The sequence below is a fragment of the Halorubrum distributum JCM 10118 genome (assembly GCF_000337335.1).
GTDB lineage: Archaea > Halobacteriota > Halobacteria > Halobacteriales > Haloferacaceae > Halorubrum > Halorubrum distributum.
Genome location: NZ_AOJN01000041.1, coordinates 1 through 19,008 on the forward strand (window position 1 = coordinate 1; position 19,008 = coordinate 19,008).

Sequence of the window (19,008 nt, forward strand, 5' to 3'; positions counted from 1 at the left end):
CGTCATCAGAGATGTGTATAAGAGACAGGTCCTCGACCGTGAGCGCCACGCCGTCGTCATCGAGTTCGATCGCGGCGTCTTCGGCGTCGCGGACGTACTCGGCGGCGTGGTCGCCGTCCGGGTCGAACCGGATCCCCTCGGCGAGCAGCGGCGTCTCGCTCAGCAGCTCGACCTTCCGGTAGGCGGTCGAAAGCGCGATGTCGCAGTCGTCGGCGAGCTCGCTCGTCGTCTTCGGCGTCGCCGCCGCCGCGAGGATCGCCCGGCAGTCGGCGTCGGCGAGCGCCTCGAACGTCGCGTCGAGCGCCGCGTCTCCCTCGGTCGTCGTCGTCGCGTCGGTCGTGCGCGGGGGGCGTTTCATATCTGTAAAGAGTGGCTCCACGCCCCCGAACGGTGGCCCATCATATGCTGGGTGTTTTATACCGGGCGGCGCGCCCGCCAACGTTTTTGCCCGGGGCGGGTACGGACGAACGAGATGGGATCGGGAATCCGGGCGGAGGTCTCGCTGCCGACCGCGCTGTCCCCGTTCGACGGCGTCGTCGACGGGGCGACGCCGGTCACCGAGGTGACGCGCTGTACGCCCGCCGACGACCGCGAGCGCGTGGTCGTGGAGTTCATCGCGGACACCGACCTCGCGGTCCCCGAGGGGGCCGAGGTCGTCTTCGACTACGGCGGGCGGGCGGCGTACCGCTTCGAGGCGGCCGTCGACCCCGACTCGCCGTTCGCCGTCCTCGACCGCCACGAGACGCCCGTCTCGGAGACGACGATCCGCGACGGGCGGCTCCGGCTCACCTTCCACGCGAGCGACCTGCCGACGCTGCGGTCGGTGTTGGAGGCGTTCCGCGACGCGTGCCCGGACATGGAGGTGTTGCGCCTGCTCCAGTCGACGACGACGCCGACGGAGTCGGACCTGGTGACCGTCGACCGGAGCGAGCTGACGGAGCGGCAGCGCGAGGTGCTAGCGGCCGCCTACGAGGCGGGCTACTTCGACCACCCGAAGGGGGCCAACGCCGGCGAGGTGGCCGAGTCGCTGGGGATCGGACGCTCGACGTTCACGGAACACGTCGCGGCCGCCCAACGGAAGCTGTTCGGGGCGCTGCTGGATTAACGATCGTTCATAACATTCCGAACCCCCGAGAATCCGAGTCCCGTTTGATGGGCGTGGGTGTCGTACTCACGGGTATGACGGGGCAATCCACCCACACCTTCGTCTGCCCGGAGTGTCGGCGCTCGATCGAGGTGGACGACGCGATGCGGGCGACGCTGCTCGAGACGGGCTGTGTCGTCTGCGGCGCGCCGGTCACCGAGGAGGACATCGGCGAGGCGCCGACGATCAGCTGAGCGACCGCGAAGCGATCGCCTCGCGGACTCCGCGCCGCATCGTCGACACCGCCCCGCGGTCCCCGCACCGCGTCGCCCGCGACCCCTTGCTAGCCCACCGCCCGCGCCGTCTCGTGCCCTTTAAGCCGCCGTGCGAAGAAATTCGGGGTATGCCGACGAACAGCGAGGTCGAGATGACGCCGGCCGAGGTGGACGCGCACCTGTCCCGCCACGAGACGGGGGTCCTCGCGCTCGCGCGCGACGACGCGCCGTACGCCATCCCGATCTCCTACGGGTACGACGCCGACGACCGCGCGTTGTACCTCCGGCTGGTGTCGACGCCCGACAGCGAGAAGCGCGAGTTCCTCGCGTCGACGCCGGAGGCCCGCGTGGTCGTCTACGAGGAGGACGGCGACGAGTACGCGAGCGTCGTCGGCGTCGGCCCGCTCGAACGGGTCGACCTCGACGAGCTCACCCCCGAGACGATCGCGCAGTACGGCGAGACGCAGCGCCCCCTCTTCGAGATCTGGGCCGACGACAAGCCGGAGCTGGACATCGAGCTCTACCGCTTCACGCCCGAGACGCTGACGGGTCGGACCGTCGTCGTCGAGCGGGACGAGGAGTAGGGAGTCCCAGTGTCGTTCAGCGCCAGACGGTCGACTCAGTTACGAACTTCTCGTCGTTGGTGACGATCGCTTCAGTACCCCGGACGCGATGGTTGGCGATGAGCAGCGCGTCGTGGAGCGTGTATTGGTCGATCAGGCTACCGTACACCGCGAGGTCGTGGTCGTCGCTCGGAGCGATCCGTACCGGCCCGTCGGTCACGAGCCCACGTAACACCGCGTTCGGCGTCGTGTCGACCTCGACGCCTGCGATCGATCCCTTGTTGACCGCGGTCCAGATCGCCTCGCTGACGGCAACTGTCGGTGCCTCAACGATGTCGACACCGCGCTCGGCGCGTTCAAAGACGTCGTCGGCAGCGGGCGGCAGACTGTCGACGAGGTACCGAGCCATCGCGACGCCATCGACGGTGTAGCGGGTCACGGCTGCCACTCGCTTCGACGCTTCTCACGGATCTCGGCTTCCATTTCCGCGGCCATCTCCTCACGCTTCGCTTCGGAGACGTCCTCGTCGACGAGCATCCCACGGCCCGCCGATCCCGTCGCCTTGCGGACGCAAATTCCGTCGTCGGTCTTCTCCCATCGAAGCTCGTCGCCTTCCTCTAATCCAAACTCCTCGCGGAGCGCTTTCGGGATAGTCACCTGCCCTTTTCGTGTGATACGGGTCGTTCGATTGTCGCTTTCATTGTCAGTACTCATGCGAAGTACTACGCACTGTACTACATTAAATACACCGAGCGTTGAGAGACGGCCGCAGGTGGATAGTATCGAGTCTATCAGAACCCCGTAGTCAAACGTCCGAAAGGGACGTTAGCTCGGCTCGATCCGCGTCCTCCAACTCCTGAAATCCTCGTTCGAGATCGCGTCGATGTCGCTGCTTTGCGAGTTGCTTCAGGAGGTCGTCGTACGTCTGGCCCGGCTCCTTTAGCTCGTGGAGTTCCTTCCGGGTTTCCTCGGTCACGGGGATGCGATTGTCTGCCGACATGGTTCTGTACGGGCGTACAGGGCAGACAGTTGTAACAGTTATCCGGGATCCCGACTCTCGGTGAGACTTGATCCGAACGCGCTTACCGGCTGTCGGACCGCGCTCGCCAGCGCCGCCGCTGGTCGAAGCGAGGCGCGATAAAGAAAGACCGTGTGTGGGTCGGCCCGCGTGGGCCGATGGTTGCGAGGCTACGAGTCGCGACCGTTAGGCAACGATGTTAGTCGTTGCGACGGGTCGCGAGCAGCGCAGCGGCGATGAGCGCGATGAGCGCGACGAGCGCACCGAAGCCGGGCGTTCCGTCGTCGTGGAACTCGCCGGACGAACTCACGGTCACGACGAAGGTCGATTCGGTCCAAAGTCGTTCGCGCTCCATTGGGTGTCACGGCGGCGTGGTGTCGACCATGGGTATCACCGTGGCGTGGCGGGCTCAGGTGACCTCAAACTCAGATTTCGGAATCTCGCTCCAGGGTGGAGGAACGCGGCCTCCGCGGCGAGCCGCTCATCTAATAGTACCAGACACCGTCACGCGACTCGACTGCGAGTTCCGTGCCACGGCAACTGTCAGTAGTCGTCGCGTGACAGCGTCCGGCACGCGATGATCGATGGTAGCCCTACTTCAATCTGTAGTGTTCGTGCAAATTTTGCCATAGAACAGCGGTCTCGTATCAGGCGCACTGCCACTCGCTGTCGCTCACTGGATGAGCGGGATAAAGAAAAACCACGTGTGGGTCGGCCCACGAGGGCCGATAGCGAGAATAACAAAGAGACAATCACAAATAAATTATAGAGATCAGTATAATAAAATGAGTATTTTGGATGGATTATCATCCAGCAAGAATACACCTGTCGGTTGGATAGCAATCCTCGGCTTCATACCGAATGTCATGGTGAAGGCGAGGCCTCTGACGGGTGTTCACTCCGATAGATGCTAGAGACAATCACATGGACATCTGAGAGTGCTGTTCTACAGAAACCACCAGAGTAGTATCATAAACAGACATGAGAGACAGGTCGTCGAGGCGAACACCACGGGGTAGACCCCGCAGCGGTTCACCCCTAGCACTGAACTTGGAACGAACGTCTCAGGGGAAAGACGGGGTCAGCGACAGTACCGTATTCGACAAGACGCCCTGATATCGTTCCTACAACAGAACGGCTGGCGGGACGCGACGATTGTGAAAATAAATGAGTAGATCACGCTGAACGCCATCAGTAAGCCGAAGTCTCCAAGTACAGAGGTAATTGCGAGCGCAAGCGCACCGGTCCCGAGCGATGTGGTAAGCATACTTCCGAGCAACGCACCACCGGTCCCAGAGAAGGTGATTACCATCGACTGGAGAGCGTCTGCGTTCTCGTTGTACTCGTCGATGAACCGGTGCGTTGCGTGAACGGAGTAGGCAATCCCGAGTCCAATCGAGATGGAGAGGATTGTGGCAGTCAAGGCGTTGAGTGACAGCCCAAGAGCTCGCATCGTCCCGAGGAGGAACGCGATGGCGATTACAATTGGAAAGAGGTTCACAATCCCGAGCAGTGGTTTCCCTTTTGAGGGCTGTGTTGAATCACCATACAGCAGCGGGGTAGGCCACTAAATCAAGGGAGTTGAAGCGGGAAGATTCGGTTGCCTATGACACAAATCTCCCGCTTCATCGGGGAAGTTGTGCCGGTTGCTCAAAGAGTTACTGGCGATGGAGGCGAACCCGCCGCCCCGGACGGCGGCGGCGGATTCGCCGACTATGCACTCGTTTCCCTTCACTGTCTGCGGATTTACCTCGATTCATCGTACCGCATGACTATCGACCTGCTCAAAGAGATGCCACAAATAATNGCACTCGTTTCCCTTCACTGTCTGCGGATTTACCTCGATTCATCGTACCGCATGACTATCGACCTGCTCAAAGAGATGCCACAAATAATCGGGGAGATCGGCCTCAACGTGGCCGATCTCTCCGCACTATCCACGCTGTGTAAGGCGTTCGACCGGATCAGCATGAGCGTCTGTCGAGTGCTGCTGCGCCAGTCGGCGCAGCTACACGACCTCTCTGAACACGCCGCGATTGACGCCACGTTCTACAACCGCTCACCAGCTAGCCGCCACTACTGCCAGCGAATCAGCTACCGCGTTCAGAAGCTAAAAGTCACAAACCTCGTCGATACAGCGTCTCAAGCCGTCCTTGACGTTCACTGCTCAACGAATCGGGAAGGGAGTGACGCGGACCTCGCAGAGCAGATCGCCCGCCGGAACGCGGGCGATCTGCGGTCTCTCGCGGCCGATAAGGGCTACGACAAGCAATCGCTCCGCGAAGGTCTGCGTGAGCTCGAGATCAGACCGCTGATCAAGCACCGCATCTTCGCACCGTACGACCACGCGCACAACGCCAGAATTGACGATACCCGCTACAATCAGCGCTCAATGACTGAAACCGTGAACTCGGCTGTGAAGCGCTCGCTCGGCTTCGCCGTGCGAGCGCGGTCATGGTTCCGTGAGTTCCGCGAAATCGCGCTGATGTGTGTCGTCTATAACGTCAAACGCTTCGTCAAACAGTGAATCTCTCCGTCTTACAGCGATTCAACACAGCCGTCCATAGCTAACTATGCGTTTCCGTCCGTATCCAAATGACCGCTGTGTCCAGGTAGTATTCGATGTCTCTAGGTGTTGGTCGGTAAGATGCGCCTCGGCTTCTGTTCACAGATATGGAGACAAACATTGCTATTAGCGGGCTATTCAGTAGTCCGAGAGACTTGATTGTTCATGTGGCNGGTAAGATGCGCCTCGGCTTCTGTTCACAGATATGGAGACAAACATTGCTATTAGCGGGCTATTCAGTAGTCCGAGAGACTTGATTGTTCATGTGGCGGTCTGCCGGTGAGTACGTACGATGCAATAGTTCTAAAGAACTCTGCGAGGAAGACAAGCAGTATTGGGCCAAGAAAAATCCCGTAGAACCCGAACGCGATCGGTCCGAGAATATATGCAAACATCAGTAGTCCCACATGCGTCCGGTTGCCGCTCACATACGGGCGAATTAGAAAGTCAGGAATCGTATCAACGACTACGAACGCTAAAGCGAGAAATAGGACCACGAAGCCGAACGCGCTTGCCTGACCACTGGTGACAGCAGCGATCGCGAGAATTACACCGATAGGCAGGTACACAATTTTCATTCCAACAACTGGAATTAAACTTCCTGCTCCTGTGAGTGCACCGGCTAGGGGCGCGAATGGAACGTTTACTGCTCCTGGTGCAACGAGATTATATCCAGAAAAGACAAGAATTCCGATGATACCCGTCACAAATGCGTTTAGGATATTACCGAAGAGAATGGAAGACAGTTCATCATCAACAGCTACTGCGTATGACTCGACAACACCTGATTCATCAAAATTGTCGAGGAACCAGCCTACAAGCCGCGAGCCGTCGGTAAGCATATAATACGTCCCGGCCAAAAGAATGAATCCATGGAGTGCTGCGTTTGCGATGAACCCGACTGAACCGGTCAGCGTAGCAGCCATTTGTTCGACCCATGCCTGAACTGCGGGGTCGTTGAGGATTGCTACGACTTCCTCAGGACTCAGTGCCAGTATGTCACTGATTTCTAGCCCTACGAGTGGACCCGGAAGTCCACTTCCTTGTGCCGACTGTAGTGCAGACAGATATGCTACACCAGGACCATCCCCGCCAGCGAGCCGTTGGATTTCGGGAACTACCAGTACAAGGGTGTATGTGAGCAAAAAGAGAAACGGCAGTAGGAAAATAGCAATTGTAGCCATAGCAAGAACTTGACGGCGATAGGGAACGCGACGGCCTTGGAGTCGCGACGGAAGCGAGAGGTTCTCGAGTTTACGATAAATTGGGCGGCTTGCGTAGTAGAGAAAGATTGTAAATATGAGCGTTGCCTGAAACTGGATTAAAACAAAAACGACAGCAGTTACTAATCCTAACCCTCCAAATCCGAAGAGGATCCGCCGTCGTAGTCCTGAGCTGTATTTCATTTACCGACTAACTCCCACATTACAAGAAAGGTATGTTGATATGACGTGAGTAGCTTTTCGCTCGTCAGGACTCAAGATTCTATTCCTCTAGCAAGAACTTATGCCCAGAGTGAATCCAATTGGTCTCGTGTTACGCAAGATCTCGCTCAAGATGGTGGCTTCACAGCGTCAGAATTATCTGAGAATCCCGATACGTAATTACGTGACAGAACTGTGACTGACACAGCAAAATTCGTTTCAATTAGTTAGAGGGTGTCATAGAAGAGTTCTCACACCGTGATGATCGTGCTTCCCGGATTGTCTCCGCGTTCGTAGTTGGTGATTGCGACGACGAGGCGAAGGCACAGAGCAAGAAACACCTGTGCTCGTGCGTGGACGCGGCCTCGGGCGTGCGTTCGCCCGAGGCCGCAGTCCTTCACTGATTCGTTGGTTCGTTCGACTCCAGTACGGCGGTTGTACGTCTCATCCAACGTGGACTGCTTCAGCTGAACGTCCTCGCTGTGTTCGGTGATGCGGTCTTCGACCCTGTACTCGATGTCTTTCGGGTCGTCGGTGTTTCGCGCGTTGTACGGGGCGACTGGCACGACCCCTGCGGCCAGCAGGTGGTCGTGCCAGTCGAGCGTGTCGTAGGCGCTGTCACCGACCATCTAGATCGGCTTGGCGACGGCGAGCGCGTCACGCGTGACGCGCATCGCCGTCTCCTCTGGCGCTTGCTTACTCTCTGTGAACTCCGCCGCAATCGGGATCTTTTGCCCGGTCGAGACGATCGTGCAACCGTAGCCGTAGTAGTACTCGTCGTCGGTTGGATCGTAGCACTTCGACGCGTCTTGATCGGCGGGCATCGCCCTCACGTCGGTTGAATCGATACAGTAAGTCAAGTCGGTCAAAAACTTCGTCAACAACGTGTTCGAGGTCGGTGAGGAAGCGATCGACCGCGTCTCTCGACGGCGGTCGATCGAAGCCGCAGCTCAGCCAGACAACCGTATTCCGAAGCTCTCGTTCAACGGGACGAATCCCGTAGATGTCGTGGTAGTAGCAGTGGAGGAAGCCACGCATCAACTCTGGTGGTTCATGCTCTCGTGTTCGCCCCGTCTCCGCCGGGGCGAACACGTCGAACTCTTCGAGAAACTCGAAGGAGAGATACTCAAACAACGCTAGCGTCTCGGTTTCCGCGACATTGAAGAACGACTCTACCGAAGGATCATCTTACAGGGTCGCTGAACTCATCCACCTCAGCGTTCACCCTGCTCTTTGGTGTGCTACTCGTTCTATGACACCCTCACTAGAACTATACTCCAAGGCGATCGGTACAGGACACCCACAGCGACCCAAGTGAGATATCCTTTGTTGAAATCCCCCTAGGCGATATATTCTGATCAGATGTCGATCAGTACTGAGGTCATACCAAGCGAATCGGTGGCCCATTTTTTCAACAATCAATCGTTCGAATATTCACTAGCGTCGATAATTCATGGCTGAGAGATAGACGTGACGGGCAAAAGTGCGCCTGTCTGGCGAGTTGTAAAGGCAATCCATATCTGAGGGGCGGACCAAATATGAGTATGAATTCCGACGAATCTGTTCTGTTGATTCCGATGACGGCACGGGGATGACGATCTCTGAAGGCGCGTTTATCTCGCTCTTCGTCGTCGATGAATTGGATCGATCTTAGTGATCTCGATCTTCTCGCTCTCTACCAAGATTCCATCTCCGAATTCTCTCGGCAGCGGTCCTAAACCGAGCACAGAAGGACCCGATTCCGACGCCTTCTGCGGATTCAACAGAGTAGCCGGATTCATCCCACAAAGACACAGATGTTCTCCTCTGTTCTCGATAAATTCGTCAAGAGGTGTCCGGTTCCCCGTATTCTTCCCACCTCTGAGACGGGAGTAGAAAATATATTGTTGAGATGTCAGCCTGAGACTGACAGATTAATCCCACTCCATACGCCTTGGTAGCGTTCCCACAACAACACTGCTGGGGGGAGCGCGATCACGGTAAACGCGAAGGAGTAGATCACGCTCAGCGCCATCAAGAGGCCGAAGTCCCCAAGCACGGGTGTGATGGCGAGCGCGAGCGCGCCCGTCCCGAGCGAAGTGGTGAGCATGCTTCCGAGCAGGGCGCCGCCCGTCCCCGAGAGCGTGATAATCATCGACTCGTAAGCGTCGGCGCCGGCGTTGTACTCATCGATGAACCGATGAGTGGCGTGTACTGAGTACGCAATTCCGAGCCCAATGGAAATCGATAGAATTGTTCCAGTCAGCGCGTTCAGTGATATCCCGAGGTATCGCATTGTCCCAAGTAGGAATGCGATTGCGATTAAGATCGGGAAGAGATTCGCTATTCCGAGGAGCGGCTTGCTCTCCAATACGGCGTAGGCAATAACGAGGAACAATCCTGTTAACCCCATCGCGATGATCAGTCCCTGAATTGAAGAATTGAAGATGATATCAGTCACCGCGTCGAAAACGACGATCTGACCGGTGGCGGTCGTCTTGTACCGGAACTCTTCAGCGAACTCCCGAGTGTCGGCCGCGGCCTCAGCCTGCGAGGCCCCAGAGTCGATCGCGTAGTCGACCTGCGCACTCCGTCGATCCGGCGTGAGGTACTGCTCAGCCCGATCGCCGGACGACGAGGCGAACAGCACGTCGTAGATACGGTCGAGATTTTGGTCGGGAATTCCGTTTCCGTCGATATCGTTGCGGGCAACCAGTTTGGCAAACTCCGGATTCTGTTCGGCATGCGATTGAATCACAGTCACAATACTTGTTGGCTGGGCGCTCCCGCCATCACCGACTGCGAGTGAGCCTGATGCATCGTCGTTCGGGTCCGCGAGAGCCTCAAGCGCATGGCCCTCCTCAAAGTTCCCTTCGACGTACAACTTCACTGTTTGATCCTGGTTAGTTGAGAAGCGGTCTTCAAGCAGGTTCAGCGTCTCAGTGACAGTGTACTCACTCGGTGCGAACGGCTCAGGGAGGCTGGTCACGTAGTCCGGTTGCTCCTCTGGGGGGAGGAAGTCCTCAGTCTCGAAAGAGGTGTCGACGCCGCTGCCGTACGCCGCGGCCATCCCCCCTGTCACGAGCAGCACGACCACGAACGCGATTGGCGCGTACCGGCTAACCTGTGCCGGAAACGTCAGGAACTTCCCAAGCGTCGAGTCCTCGGAGGAGATCGGGGCCGAGTTGAACTCCGGGACATTGTACTGCTCTCGCAGCCTGTCGACGACCAGTTTTGCTGCCGGCAGGAACAGCCCGAATATTAGGAAGGTGAAGGTGATCCCGACCGCCGAGGCGATTCCCATGTTTCGGATCGGCGTGAGGTCAGAGATCACGTTCGCCCCGAATCCGAACACAGTGGTTACAGTGACGATGATGAACGCGATCATTAGCTGGTTGTTCGCCTCGCGCATCGCCTCTGTCGCCTCATAGCCGTCGACGACCTCCTCGCGATAGCGGTTGATGATGTGGATTCCGAAGTCGACCCCGACCGCAAGCAACAGCACGGGAACGGTAATCATCTGTTGATTAAATGGGATTCCAGAGAACCCGAGGAACCCAAACGTCCAGATGATGGTCATCAGAAGCGACAGCAGCCCGAGCGCGAGGTCGATCGGGTCGCGGTAGGCGACGACCAGGAACAACAGCAGCAACAGCACAACGACAGGCATTACGATGGTGAGCGAATCACCGATGACATTAGCCGTCTCGGCGTTCGTCACGCCGCTGCCGAACGCCGTAAGATCCCCGGGCTGATCAGCCGCAATCGATCGGATCGTCGTTTGAACCTCTTGGAGGTCCCCATCCGAGAACCCTCCCGGCACGTCGTGTGAGATGACCGTAATCGACGCGCTTGCGCTCACGCTCGTCGGATTGAAATCTGTCGCAACCGCCCCCGTAAACCGCGAATTCTCTGAGAGGCTGCGAACGACCTGTCTGACTCGGGTCGCACTCGTCGACTCCAAGACGCGCCGCTGTTCGGCTGCAGTGGTCGCCGAGGGGTCGATCGTCTGTGCGACGACCGTGGCCGGGCCGTTGGCCGAGGCTACCCGGAGGTCGTCTCGCGACTCGACCTCCTCAAGGACCCGGAGTTCTCTGAGTAACGCCTCTTTTGTCAAAACGTTACTTCCCGAGTGGATGAGTTGTGTGGACTCATCATCGGATTCGAATGGATCTTCGAATTCTTCGTTAACCGCGTCAAGTGCCTGCTGTTCCTCGAGACCATCGGTGAACGAATCGGTGGCCTCAGTGTCCGTGCTGACAAGGCCTATCCCGCCGGTGAACACCAGCGTGAGAACGAGGAATATGATGATGACTCGGCGCGGGCTGTCGACGATGGCGTCGTTAAGTCGCCGTGTCCACGCCTCGATCCGCTCGCCGAGAGACATCGGTTACTGCCGCCTCCGGTAGACGACAAGCGCCCCCGTCCCGACGACAAGCAGCGCGACGATGATGACTGGCAGCGGCAGTCCGCCGCCCTCACTCTCGATCACGTCTATCGGGACACGGTAAGTGTCTGTCAGCTGGCTGTCTCCGTCCGCGTCATCGTACCGGAAGTCAAGCGAGATCGGGTACGTGCTACCTGGCGTTGCAGAGCCCGTCGTGGTCAACTCGAAGGTCATCGTGGTGGTTTCCCCGGGCTCAAGTGATTGAACATACCCCGTGTCGGTATCACCAGTATCGAGCGGGTCGTCGGCGAAAAGCCGTGCCTCGACGTCGCTGGCAGTCTCGTTGAGATTATTCGTTACGGTGACATCGACGGCACGAGTCCCGTCTGACTGGATGGTGCGGTTCTCGACCGCAACGTCGAAGCGGTCGCGCTCAGGGGCAACCTCAGCGTCGACGACGAGGTCTTCGAAGGCCCGCAACTCATCTTCACCGTTTCGGTACTGGACTGCCATATCGAGCGAGCGCAGGCCGGACTCGGCCTCGCCACTAATCGACATTGGCAATGTGAAGTTCGCGGATTCACCGGAATCAAGCGTCCCTACAGCGGTCGAACGCTCTGCCGGGATCACGCTTTGATCCTCGCCAGCGTACTGTACGACGACACTGCGGGCCGGAACGGGACCCTCGTTGCGTACAGTACCAACCAGGTCACCATCTTCGGCGACGCGGAGTTGTGACTCTACGTCGGTGAGTGAGAACTCCTGTTCAGCAAGCGGAAGAACGCCGAGTGAGAGTCCCTCGTCAGTACGAGAGATCCCATCAGGGTCGTCGAACGTTACAGAACCGGAGAGCGTGTACTGTTGAACTGGGAGGTCTGAGGCAACCCCAACATCGTAAGCAACAGTTGTCGTTTCTCCGGGATCGAGCTCCGCCACGCGGATTGTGTCGGACTGGCCACCACTTACGGAGACGCTGTTACTCTGACTGCGAAAGGTCACATCAGCGTCACGGGCCGCCTCTGAACCAACATTCTCGATTGTCGCCTCGACAGTACCAGAGTCACCGACTTGGGTGTCACTTTCGACATCAACAACTTGGAAACGGGCGTCGTCGCGGACACGGAGGTCCACTTGTCGAGAGACCGTCACAGTGCGGTCTTCGCCTGAAGAATAGTACGCGTAGGTGAGGTCGAGGTCGAGCGTGTACGTGCCAGGTTCGACGTCGTCAGGCACGTTAATGCTCACGGGGGCCGACCCCGGCGCGGTCGTCGTCACGCCGCCGATAGCGGTCTCACCGGACTCGACAGAGAGCGGACCATTCGCCTCGGCGTCGATCCGGACGTTCCGTGCGGTAGTCACCGTCTCGGCCGCTGATGGGTCGCCGAACCGAAGGTTCCCGTCGTTGGCAATCGTCAGATCAACCTGATTCGTCTGGCCGGGAACGAGATTCGGGTTTGAGACGAAGACATCAAGATCAGGCGAGCCACCAACGTTCGAGGTTTGTGCGGGGACTGTTCCACTCGATATTGAGGCACTTCCTGTCGTACTTGTCACAGAGTCAGTCTCAACCAACTCGGCGCCGACAGCACCGATGCCGAGACCACTAGTGAGGAGAAGCACACTCACAAGCACGACAGAGAGGTGTCGAGTTCGCATATGTTATACAACCTCAGTAGTCGTGGCATTTGTATTCCGGGATTGGATGGAATCTGGGATGAAACAATTCGATGGGAGGTAACAAGCTCGTTGCACATTCTCTACTACTTCCGCGAATCAATAAACATTTTGTTCTTAGGCTCATAGGCCAGAGTATGGAAGCAAAAAACAAGGCAATTATGCCAGATACGAGGAAATTATAATGGCACAGTTTACCGATAAGGATCGCGAGCGTATCCGCAAAGAACTGATCGAGGCGGGTCACACACTGTTCACACAGTTCGGGTTCGATCGGACGCGTGTAAGCGATATAACAGAGGAGGTGGGGATCGGCACAAGTACCTTTTATCAATTCTTTGACTCAAAAGAAGAGCTGTATCTTGTTGTGCTGACCTCTGAGCGCGAGCAACTGTTTGAACATCTTGAAACAGCAGTCGCTGAAATGAAGACACCACAAGCGGAAGCTGAGATGATCCTACGGACAACGCTTGAGCAAGTCCGATCGAACCCTCTTATTCGCCGCCTGTTCGTCGAGGGTGAAATTCGACGGATCGATGAGCAATTGGATGGGACAAACTATGATGATGCTACCAGTACCGGGGGCGGCAATGACACGGATATAATCAGTGAAGACAATACCTGTACTAACCCTAATGCTGGTAGTGAGGCAGATTTCCGCGTGTTACCGCAGCCCGAAGAATGGGTCGCGCGCGATGATGTCCGGATAGACAATCCGGACATCGTACGAGGGCTCCTACGGTCGCTACTGTTCGTTACACAAGCTCAGAACACACCTGTCGTCCTAAACGAAACCTATGATGAAGTTGAAAAAGCATTGATCGACACGGTCGTTACAGGATTGTTCGCAGATCAATCGATGACTTCTTCGGATTATCACAGCCGTTAAATCGCTAGCAGATTTACCAACTAGTAATGTCTGAGAAAGACTCCGACAGCACAGAGAAAACAGCTCTCTTCGGCCGGTTACTGTTCGGAGCTGGCCTTGTAGTGTTGGCTATACGGAATCTCACGAACCTCGATGGGCGGGTTGCATACGCTGATTCGAAGGGAGTACCTGAGGCAGAGACGCTTGTGCCTGCTGGGAGTGGTCTTCTGCTCGGTGGAGGTCTTGGAATTAGCGTGTGGAAAGCTCCAAAACTATCTGCGGGTGCTGTCGCTGCGTTTCTGATAGGTGTGACGCCACTAATGCATGACTTCTGGGCAGTCGATGAAGAAGATCGCGGTGGAGAACTAACATCGTTCCTCCAGAATGTCACACTCCTTGGCGCAGCCGTTGCGTTCTTCGGTCGTGCCAGAGAAGAGTCAACGACCCCCGAGTGAGTTAACGCCGTTCACGTCTGCGTTCGCCACTATACGCACTCATTTTGCCGCTCCCATTCAACGTCTCGGCGTTAAAGACGGATGACTGCTCAGGTATCAATTATGATACCTGAGACAGTACAGTCATATGATTTGCCGGCTGGGTAATGGTATACAGCGGAGCTCATCAGTATAATATGACACTAAATGTCACTCGATTGGGCAAAAAGCCCACTTACAGGCGCTTGGGGAGTGTTTTGTGTGGTGTATGTATCATATTTCTGTTCATATACACCGGGGCCGGGGCTGTAACTGCACAAGAGACGGCAGTCAATATGACTATTGATGATGAACAGCTTACAGCTGGAGATGAGTTGGTGGTATTAGAAGATCCGAATACAAACATTACAGTCACGGCAGAGACACCAATTGATTTGGTTGAACTTCGTGTTAATGGGGACGTTTACCGATCGTACCGTCCAAACTCAACACAGTTTGATCGTTCACTTACGCTTGAATTAGACCCGAACGAGAATGACGTCGAGGTGATCGCGAAGACGGATAGAGTAACAACAGTTGAGACATCTGTAACAAAGCATACCGCCGCGCCTCGTGTCCGATATATCTCGCCGTTCTCGACAAGCATCAAAGGCGGGCCGAATAGTACAGTAAATGTTACTAGTGGGCAGATTACACTAGCTGGTGATCTTCACACGGTGTTAGATGTTAAACGGATTCGGATTGAACGAACTAGCAACTACGGGCCAGGTGAGAACAGCTCTAAAGAAGATCGAAGGATCCATCGCATTTCGAACCCTGGAGATTCATTTTCTCAAGATCTCTTACTCGCCAACGGAACAAACGATATCGTCGCCGAGTATACAGACAGTCGAGGCCGCACAAACACTGATCGGTTTACCCTTGTCCTTGATGATAAAACGGATCCCGAGATCGAGTTTGAAGTCGAAAATCAAAGCTATACTGACACCACGAGCATTAGTGGAACAGTTCGGGATGAAACAAAAATTAAACGTGTTGAAATAAACCGGACTTCGAATAACGGATCACAGATACTGATGATGAGTGGAACCGCAAAGCCAAATCCAGATCTGCTTGAATATAGCTTCGATACATCGGTCGAGTTATATGACGATGATGATGACAACGAGTTCCAGATTACAGCAGAAGACGCCGCAGGGAACATACGCAATAGAACACTTTCAATTAGCTATGATCCACAGCCAGATGTGAGTGTTACAGAGGCAACGACCAACGTAGAAACAGAGACGGTCCGCGTCACCGGGACAGTTTCAGAAGCAGAGATTAGTCAAGTTACGGTTGAGACGGTTAACACACGTACGGGCGAACGACTCGATCTTGTTCGGGTGTATGATGCGGGGAGCTTTACTGATAGTGTCAACTTTGACCAAGAGCTTAGATCCTCTCCTGAAAACACGATGGTATATGTACTGGTAAGCTATCGCACTGGACAATACTCAACAAAAATCACACCAGATATTCCAGACACACAAGAGGACGCGAACGATAGTACAGCGTCCGCCAACAATGCGACCTCAACAAAATCTGAGGAAACTAATACTACAGCACAAAACACATCTGAGAGAAATACAACTAATCAAAGTACCAACGATACAGACACTACTGATGGAGAAAAGACACAGTCAGACTCCGGAACAGAGTCACCAGCACTTTTCCCAATCCGTACACGTGATGCCTTTGGAGGGATAGTTCTCGTGGGAGGAATATACTTGCTTGGACATTGGGTATGAAAATTTGTGTTGTTGAATCGTGTACGCTGTTGGGTAGCGGTGCCGGCGAGCGGACAGGTTTTGAGTCCTCTTGTTAGCGGTTATCCCAGTGGTCTCAAAATCGGTATTGTTCCACCATGGGTCAGAGACCGCTATTCAACGCGGCGGAAAGAACACTTCTCAGACTTCCTGCTTTGCGAGTACCAGACCCGGCCAGACGTTGACCTCTCGGAAGTCAACAGCGTACAGAATGTTCGTGCCGTCTGGAACGGTGACGAATGAGAACTTCATTCCGTGTGTAAGGTCGAACTCGAAACAGTGGATTCGGCTGGCGACGGCATCGCAGGGATCGACCTTGGCATCACAAACATCGCCACGGTCGCGTTCCCAGATGAATACGTGTTGTACCCCGGCAACTCACTCAAAGAAGACAAACACTACTTCACCAGTGCCAAGTACGACACCGAGGGAGAGAACGGCCCGTCAGAGCAGTCGATGTGGGCACGTCGGAAACTCTCCGAACGTGAGACACATTACTACCACACGTTGACGGACGCCATCATCGCGGAGTGTGTCGAACGCGGTGTTGGCACGCTCGCGGTGAGCTGGCCTGAAGACGTGCGAGCGTCNCGTCAGACTGGGGCAAGACCGGGAACAAGAAGCTCCACTCGTGGGCGTTCGACCGCATCTACCAGTACCTCGAATACAAAGGCGAGATGTGCGGTGTAGAGGTACGGAAAGAGAACGAGTGGAACACCTCAAAAACGTGTTCGGGATGTGGAGACGACACGAAATCGAACCGCGTCGAACGTGGCCTGTACGTCTGCTCGTCGTGCGAGTTGGTAGCCAACGCGGACTGTAACGCGGCGGAAAATATGCGTCAGAAAATAACTCCGAGTCCTCACGGCGAGGATAGGAGTAGCGGCTGTGTGGCACAGCCATCAACATACCTGTTCGTCCGCGAGAGCGGGACGTTTCACACGAGAGAACGCGCCGTGTCGTAGATCAGGAAATATCTCACCTGCGGCATGGGAACCTCGCCGTTTGCGGCGATGAGGATATCACTAGCAGAACTCCGTTTTTAACACCTCTCCCGCCTGAGGACGTGGGAGGATGTCAAGTCCACAATTGTACTTCAGTTTACTCTGGTCGGTCCAGCAATTATAGTGTCGTTTTGCCGAACTAAAACGTCAATTTTGTAGTCAGATCCAGACTCGGAAAAGTCAAATTCACAGCTGATAGTTCCATCAGATTGAACTGTTGCCACGCAATTCTGGACCTGACTAATACCACCATCTGCTTCTTGACCGTCAGCACGAATAATGACCGTGTTCTCCGGCGCAAGGTTTGTGCTTGCGGTGACAGATAGCTGTGAAGTCTCGCTAATAGAATAGTTTGTGACTTCAGCATCGGGCGTAGCAACGTTGAATCGTTCTGTTAGGTCCACCTGTGGGAGGTCTGCTGGCGCGGAATCCTTGGTCTGAAGTCGAACTGCGTACTCCCCTGTGGTGAGCACTGAGGTATCTGTATTGGCCACAAGTTCGTTCGCGTCGGATTCATACGTGACATTGAGCGCCGACAAGGGAGCTGTTGGCGGCGACTTGTCCGCGCTTGATTCGAACTGGAGGTCAATACCGTAGCCGAGTGTACCCTGACCGGCAGTCCCGTACAGAACTGTTCCCAGCTCTTGGTAGGTTGCTTTTTCTCCAGTCAGCGTGACCGCGACATCTTGCGATCCGGATGTCTCAGGGTTCCGGACCTTGTAGACCGCGAGGAGAGTGTCATTCTCTGAAACTGTGATTGAGCGGTCGAAACTGAGCGTGACCTGCCCATCGGTACTTGTCTGGATATTCTGGATAGCGGCACTCACAGATCGATCGACAGAGCCGTCACCGGTCTCATCAACCCCAAGGGTGTTAATGTCTCCTCTGGTAAGCCGATATACCGCTGCTGGCGGGGGGCTTTCTTCGGCACCGTAATCAATTGTCAACGACCGCATAGTAATCGATTGGTTGGGCGAAGTCTGCATCGTGTGGCTCGTACGGGCACTCGGAGAACTATCTTCAGGGTAAATTAGGTTCTTCCCTGGCAGTGACCCCTCAATGGCACCCCCGAGACCGCCGACAGAGAATCGGGTCCGGACATGGTCTCCAGTAGCCGCAGTCGGGACCTGAGTGGTAGTCGACGACGTGCTAGTGTTGGACCCCTCAAAAACACCCGTTGTGGACTCGTTCATGGAGGCTGTGGACGCTGAAAGTGGCGTTTCAGGCGCGACAACACTCGTGTTGCTCCCTACTTCACCTGGGGGCTCAAGAAAGAGCACAGCTGCGACGCTTGTCGTCGCCGTTGATGCGATCAGATTATATCGGCCGGTGTCAAGTACGGCTCCTGGTTGTTCGCTCGATTCAGCGATGAGGTCAGCGCTGTCGTCACCGTCGACAGCTGTAAACTCAGCTGTGTCACCCTCTCCGGGACCTCTAAAGGTGTTAAATCGAATACTGACAGTTCCATCATTGTCACCATCTTGTGCCCTCACAGTTGCTCTATACTGCTGATCTGCAGAGTGAACGCGTAAAAGGGCCTCATCAGTGTCACGAAGCTGGAGATTAATCGTCGCGATATCGCCCTGCGTCGTCGTGGTCTCGGCGTCACTAAAACCGACTGCGGGTCCCGACTGCGCCGTCGCTGGAGCGGCAAGCGCGGTGGCGGCGCTAACGAGGAGAATGGTCACGACGACCGCAGCGATACGTGTATTCATCTGGATATCCGTCTCTACCGCTGTGCCGGGTAAATACTTTCTGTCGACAGTTACCCTTGAGTAACTTGGTCAACTTGTATTCCGTAAGACCAACCAAAAGCGGAAATGTAGGTCAAGAAATGCCTTGTTTTGCCGCCTAGTGATGACGGTCTGGGACGCTCTTACTGTAATATTCCGTCAGATTAACCCGGAAATGGACGCCGTCTGGC

16 protein-coding genes and 3 pseudogenes are annotated in these 19,008 nt (G+C 55.9%); 8 read left to right on the plus strand and 11 right to left on the minus strand.

Annotated features, from left to right (window positions below; translation table 11 throughout):
* On the minus strand, positions 1 to 358 hold a 358-nt coding region (locus C466_RS07030), incomplete at its 3' end, for a winged helix-turn-helix domain-containing protein (protein ID WP_004599622.1).
* Between the two features lie 114 nt (positions 359 to 472).
* Here C466_RS07030 and C466_RS07035 point away from each other — a divergent pair.
* From C466_RS07035 to C466_RS07040, 3 genes are all read left to right on the plus strand, one after another.
* Positions 473 to 1,105 carry a helix-turn-helix domain-containing protein gene (locus C466_RS07035; protein ID WP_004598943.1) on the plus strand — a complete coding sequence of 211 codons (633 nt, stop codon included), beginning with the start codon at positions 473 to 475 and terminating at the stop codon, positions 1,103 to 1,105.
* Between the two features lie 74 nt (positions 1,106 to 1,179).
* Positions 1,180 to 1,338: a DUF7560 family zinc ribbon protein gene (locus C466_RS16945; RefSeq protein ID WP_004599623.1), complete on the plus strand. Its 159-nt coding sequence runs from the start codon at positions 1,180 to 1,182 to the stop codon at positions 1,336 to 1,338.
* A 149-nt stretch (positions 1,339 to 1,487) separates the two neighbouring features.
* Entirely contained in the window at positions 1,488 to 1,943 is a 456-nt protein-coding gene (locus tag C466_RS07040) for a pyridoxamine 5'-phosphate oxidase family protein (protein WP_004598941.1), read from the plus strand.
* A gap of 16 nt (positions 1,944 to 1,959) precedes the next feature.
* On the opposite strand, the gene C466_RS07045 is transcribed toward C466_RS07040, so the two are convergent.
* The 5 genes and pseudogenes from C466_RS07045 to C466_RS07060 all read right to left on the minus strand — a co-directional run.
* Positions 1,960 to 2,361 carry a hypothetical protein gene (locus C466_RS07045; RefSeq protein ID WP_004598940.1) on the minus strand — a complete coding sequence of 134 codons (402 nt, stop codon included), beginning with the start codon at positions 2,359 to 2,361 and terminating at the stop codon, positions 1,960 to 1,962.
* Positions 2,358 to 2,636 (minus strand): AbrB/MazE/SpoVT family DNA-binding domain-containing protein, encoded by a 279-nt coding sequence (locus tag C466_RS07050; protein WP_049908426.1) that lies wholly within the window; start codon positions 2,634 to 2,636, stop codon positions 2,358 to 2,360. Before C466_RS07050 ends, C466_RS07045 begins: the two co-directional genes overlap by 4 nt.
* A gap of 91 nt (positions 2,637 to 2,727) precedes the next feature.
* Positions 2,728 to 2,922, minus strand: coding sequence for a hypothetical protein (locus C466_RS07055; RefSeq protein WP_004598938.1), 195 nt, complete (start codon positions 2,920 to 2,922; stop codon positions 2,728 to 2,730).
* 217 nt (positions 2,923 to 3,139) lie between these two features.
* Positions 3,140 to 3,250, minus strand: a complete 111-nt coding sequence (locus tag C466_RS15890; protein WP_239640329.1) for a PGF-CTERM sorting domain-containing protein — start codon at positions 3,248 to 3,250, stop codon at positions 3,140 to 3,142.
* Between the two features lie 814 nt (positions 3,251 to 4,064).
* Positions 4,065 to 4,465 (minus strand): annotated as a pseudogene (locus C466_RS07060) (MMPL family transporter); the annotation flags it as partial.
* An 81-nt stretch (positions 4,466 to 4,546) separates the two neighbouring features.
* Here C466_RS07060 and C466_RS07065 point away from each other — a divergent pair.
* Positions 4,547 to 5,467: an IS5 family transposase gene (locus tag C466_RS07065; RefSeq protein ID WP_049911499.1), complete on the plus strand. Its 921-nt coding sequence runs from the start codon at positions 4,547 to 4,549 to the stop codon at positions 5,465 to 5,467.
* Between the two features lie 275 nt (positions 5,468 to 5,742).
* On the opposite strand, the gene C466_RS07070 is transcribed toward C466_RS07065, so the two are convergent.
* The 4 genes and pseudogenes from C466_RS07070 to C466_RS07085 all read right to left on the minus strand — a co-directional run bounded on the left by C466_RS07070 (position 5,743) and on the right by C466_RS07085 (position 12,952).
* Positions 5,743 to 6,912, minus strand: a complete 1,170-nt coding sequence (locus C466_RS07070; protein WP_004598934.1) for an AI-2E family transporter — start codon at positions 6,910 to 6,912, stop codon at positions 5,743 to 5,745.
* Between the two features lie 269 nt (positions 6,913 to 7,181).
* Positions 7,182 to 8,139, minus strand: a pseudogene (locus C466_RS07075) (transposase).
* Positions 8,140 to 8,824: 685 nt separating this feature from the next.
* Complete coding sequence (locus C466_RS07080; protein ID WP_004598933.1) at positions 8,825 to 11,296, minus strand: efflux RND transporter permease subunit; 2,472 nt, start codon at positions 11,294 to 11,296, stop codon at positions 8,825 to 8,827.
* Between the two features lie 3 nt (positions 11,297 to 11,299).
* Complete coding sequence (locus C466_RS07085; protein ID WP_239641193.1) at positions 11,300 to 12,952, minus strand: COG1361 S-layer family protein; 1,653 nt, start codon at positions 12,950 to 12,952, stop codon at positions 11,300 to 11,302.
* A gap of 202 nt (positions 12,953 to 13,154) precedes the next feature.
* Here C466_RS07085 and C466_RS07090 point away from each other — a divergent pair, with 202 nt between their 5' ends.
* The 4 genes and pseudogenes from C466_RS07090 to C466_RS07100 form a co-directional block, all read left to right on the plus strand.
* Complete coding sequence (locus tag C466_RS07090; protein WP_004598931.1) at positions 13,155 to 13,859, plus strand: TetR/AcrR family transcriptional regulator; 705 nt, start codon at positions 13,155 to 13,157, stop codon at positions 13,857 to 13,859.
* Positions 13,860 to 13,885: 26 nt separating this feature from the next.
* Positions 13,886 to 14,293, plus strand: a complete 408-nt coding sequence (locus tag C466_RS07095; RefSeq protein ID WP_004598930.1) for a DoxX family membrane protein — start codon at positions 13,886 to 13,888, stop codon at positions 14,291 to 14,293.
* Positions 14,294 to 14,439: 146 nt separating this feature from the next.
* Positions 14,440 to 16,062, plus strand: a complete 1,623-nt coding sequence (locus C466_RS16495; RefSeq protein WP_152418598.1) for a hypothetical protein — start codon at positions 14,440 to 14,442, stop codon at positions 16,060 to 16,062.
* A 147-nt stretch (positions 16,063 to 16,209) separates the two neighbouring features.
* Positions 16,210 to 17,045 (plus strand): annotated as a pseudogene (locus tag C466_RS07100) (RNA-guided endonuclease TnpB family protein); the annotation flags it as partial.
* Positions 17,046 to 17,176: 131 nt separating this feature from the next.
* Here C466_RS07100 and C466_RS07105 read toward each other — a convergent pair.
* The gene (locus C466_RS07105; protein ID WP_239641194.1) at positions 17,177 to 18,799 is read right to left on the minus strand and encodes a DUF7827 domain-containing protein; all 1,623 of its coding nucleotides are present in this window, start codon (positions 18,797 to 18,799) and stop codon (positions 17,177 to 17,179) included.
* Between the last annotated feature and the right edge of the window lie 209 nt (positions 18,800 to 19,008).

Excerpts from the sequence above, each read along its gene's own strand:
- C466_RS07090 (WP_004598931.1), top strand. The coding sequence starts at position 13,155 with ATGGCACAGTTTACCGATAAGGATCGCGAGCGTATCCGCAAAGAACTG.
- C466_RS07080 (WP_004598933.1), bottom strand. The coding sequence starts at position 11,296 with ATGTCTCTCGGCGAGCGGATCGAGGCGTGGACACGGCGACTTAACGAC.
- C466_RS07055 (WP_004598938.1), bottom strand. The coding sequence starts at position 2,922 with ATGTCGGCAGACAATCGCATCCCCGTGACCGAGGAAACCCGGAAGGAA.
- C466_RS07070 (WP_004598934.1), bottom strand. The coding sequence starts at position 6,912 with ATGAAATACAGCTCAGGACTACGACGGCGGATCCTCTTCGGATTTGGA.
- C466_RS07035 (WP_004598943.1), top strand. The coding sequence starts at position 473 with ATGGGATCGGGAATCCGGGCGGAGGTCTCGCTGCCGACCGCGCTGTCC.
- C466_RS16945 (WP_004599623.1), top strand. The coding sequence starts at position 1,180 with ATGACGGGGCAATCCACCCACACCTTCGTCTGCCCGGAGTGTCGGCGC.
- C466_RS07085 (WP_239641193.1), bottom strand. The coding sequence starts at position 12,952 with ATGCGAACTCGACACCTCTCTGTCGTGCTTGTGAGTGTGCTTCTCCTC.
- C466_RS07095 (WP_004598930.1), top strand. The coding sequence starts at position 13,886 with ATGTCTGAGAAAGACTCCGACAGCACAGAGAAAACAGCTCTCTTCGGC.
- C466_RS07050 (WP_049908426.1), bottom strand. The coding sequence starts at position 2,636 with ATGAGTACTGACAATGAAAGCGACAATCGAACGACCCGTATCACACGA.
- C466_RS16495 (WP_152418598.1), top strand. The coding sequence starts at position 14,440 with ATGGTATACAGCGGAGCTCATCAGTATAATATGACACTAAATGTCACT.
- C466_RS07105 (WP_239641194.1), bottom strand. The coding sequence starts at position 18,799 with ATGAATACACGTATCGCTGCGGTCGTCGTGACCATTCTCCTCGTTAGC.
- C466_RS07040 (WP_004598941.1), top strand. The coding sequence starts at position 1,488 with ATGCCGACGAACAGCGAGGTCGAGATGACGCCGGCCGAGGTGGACGCG.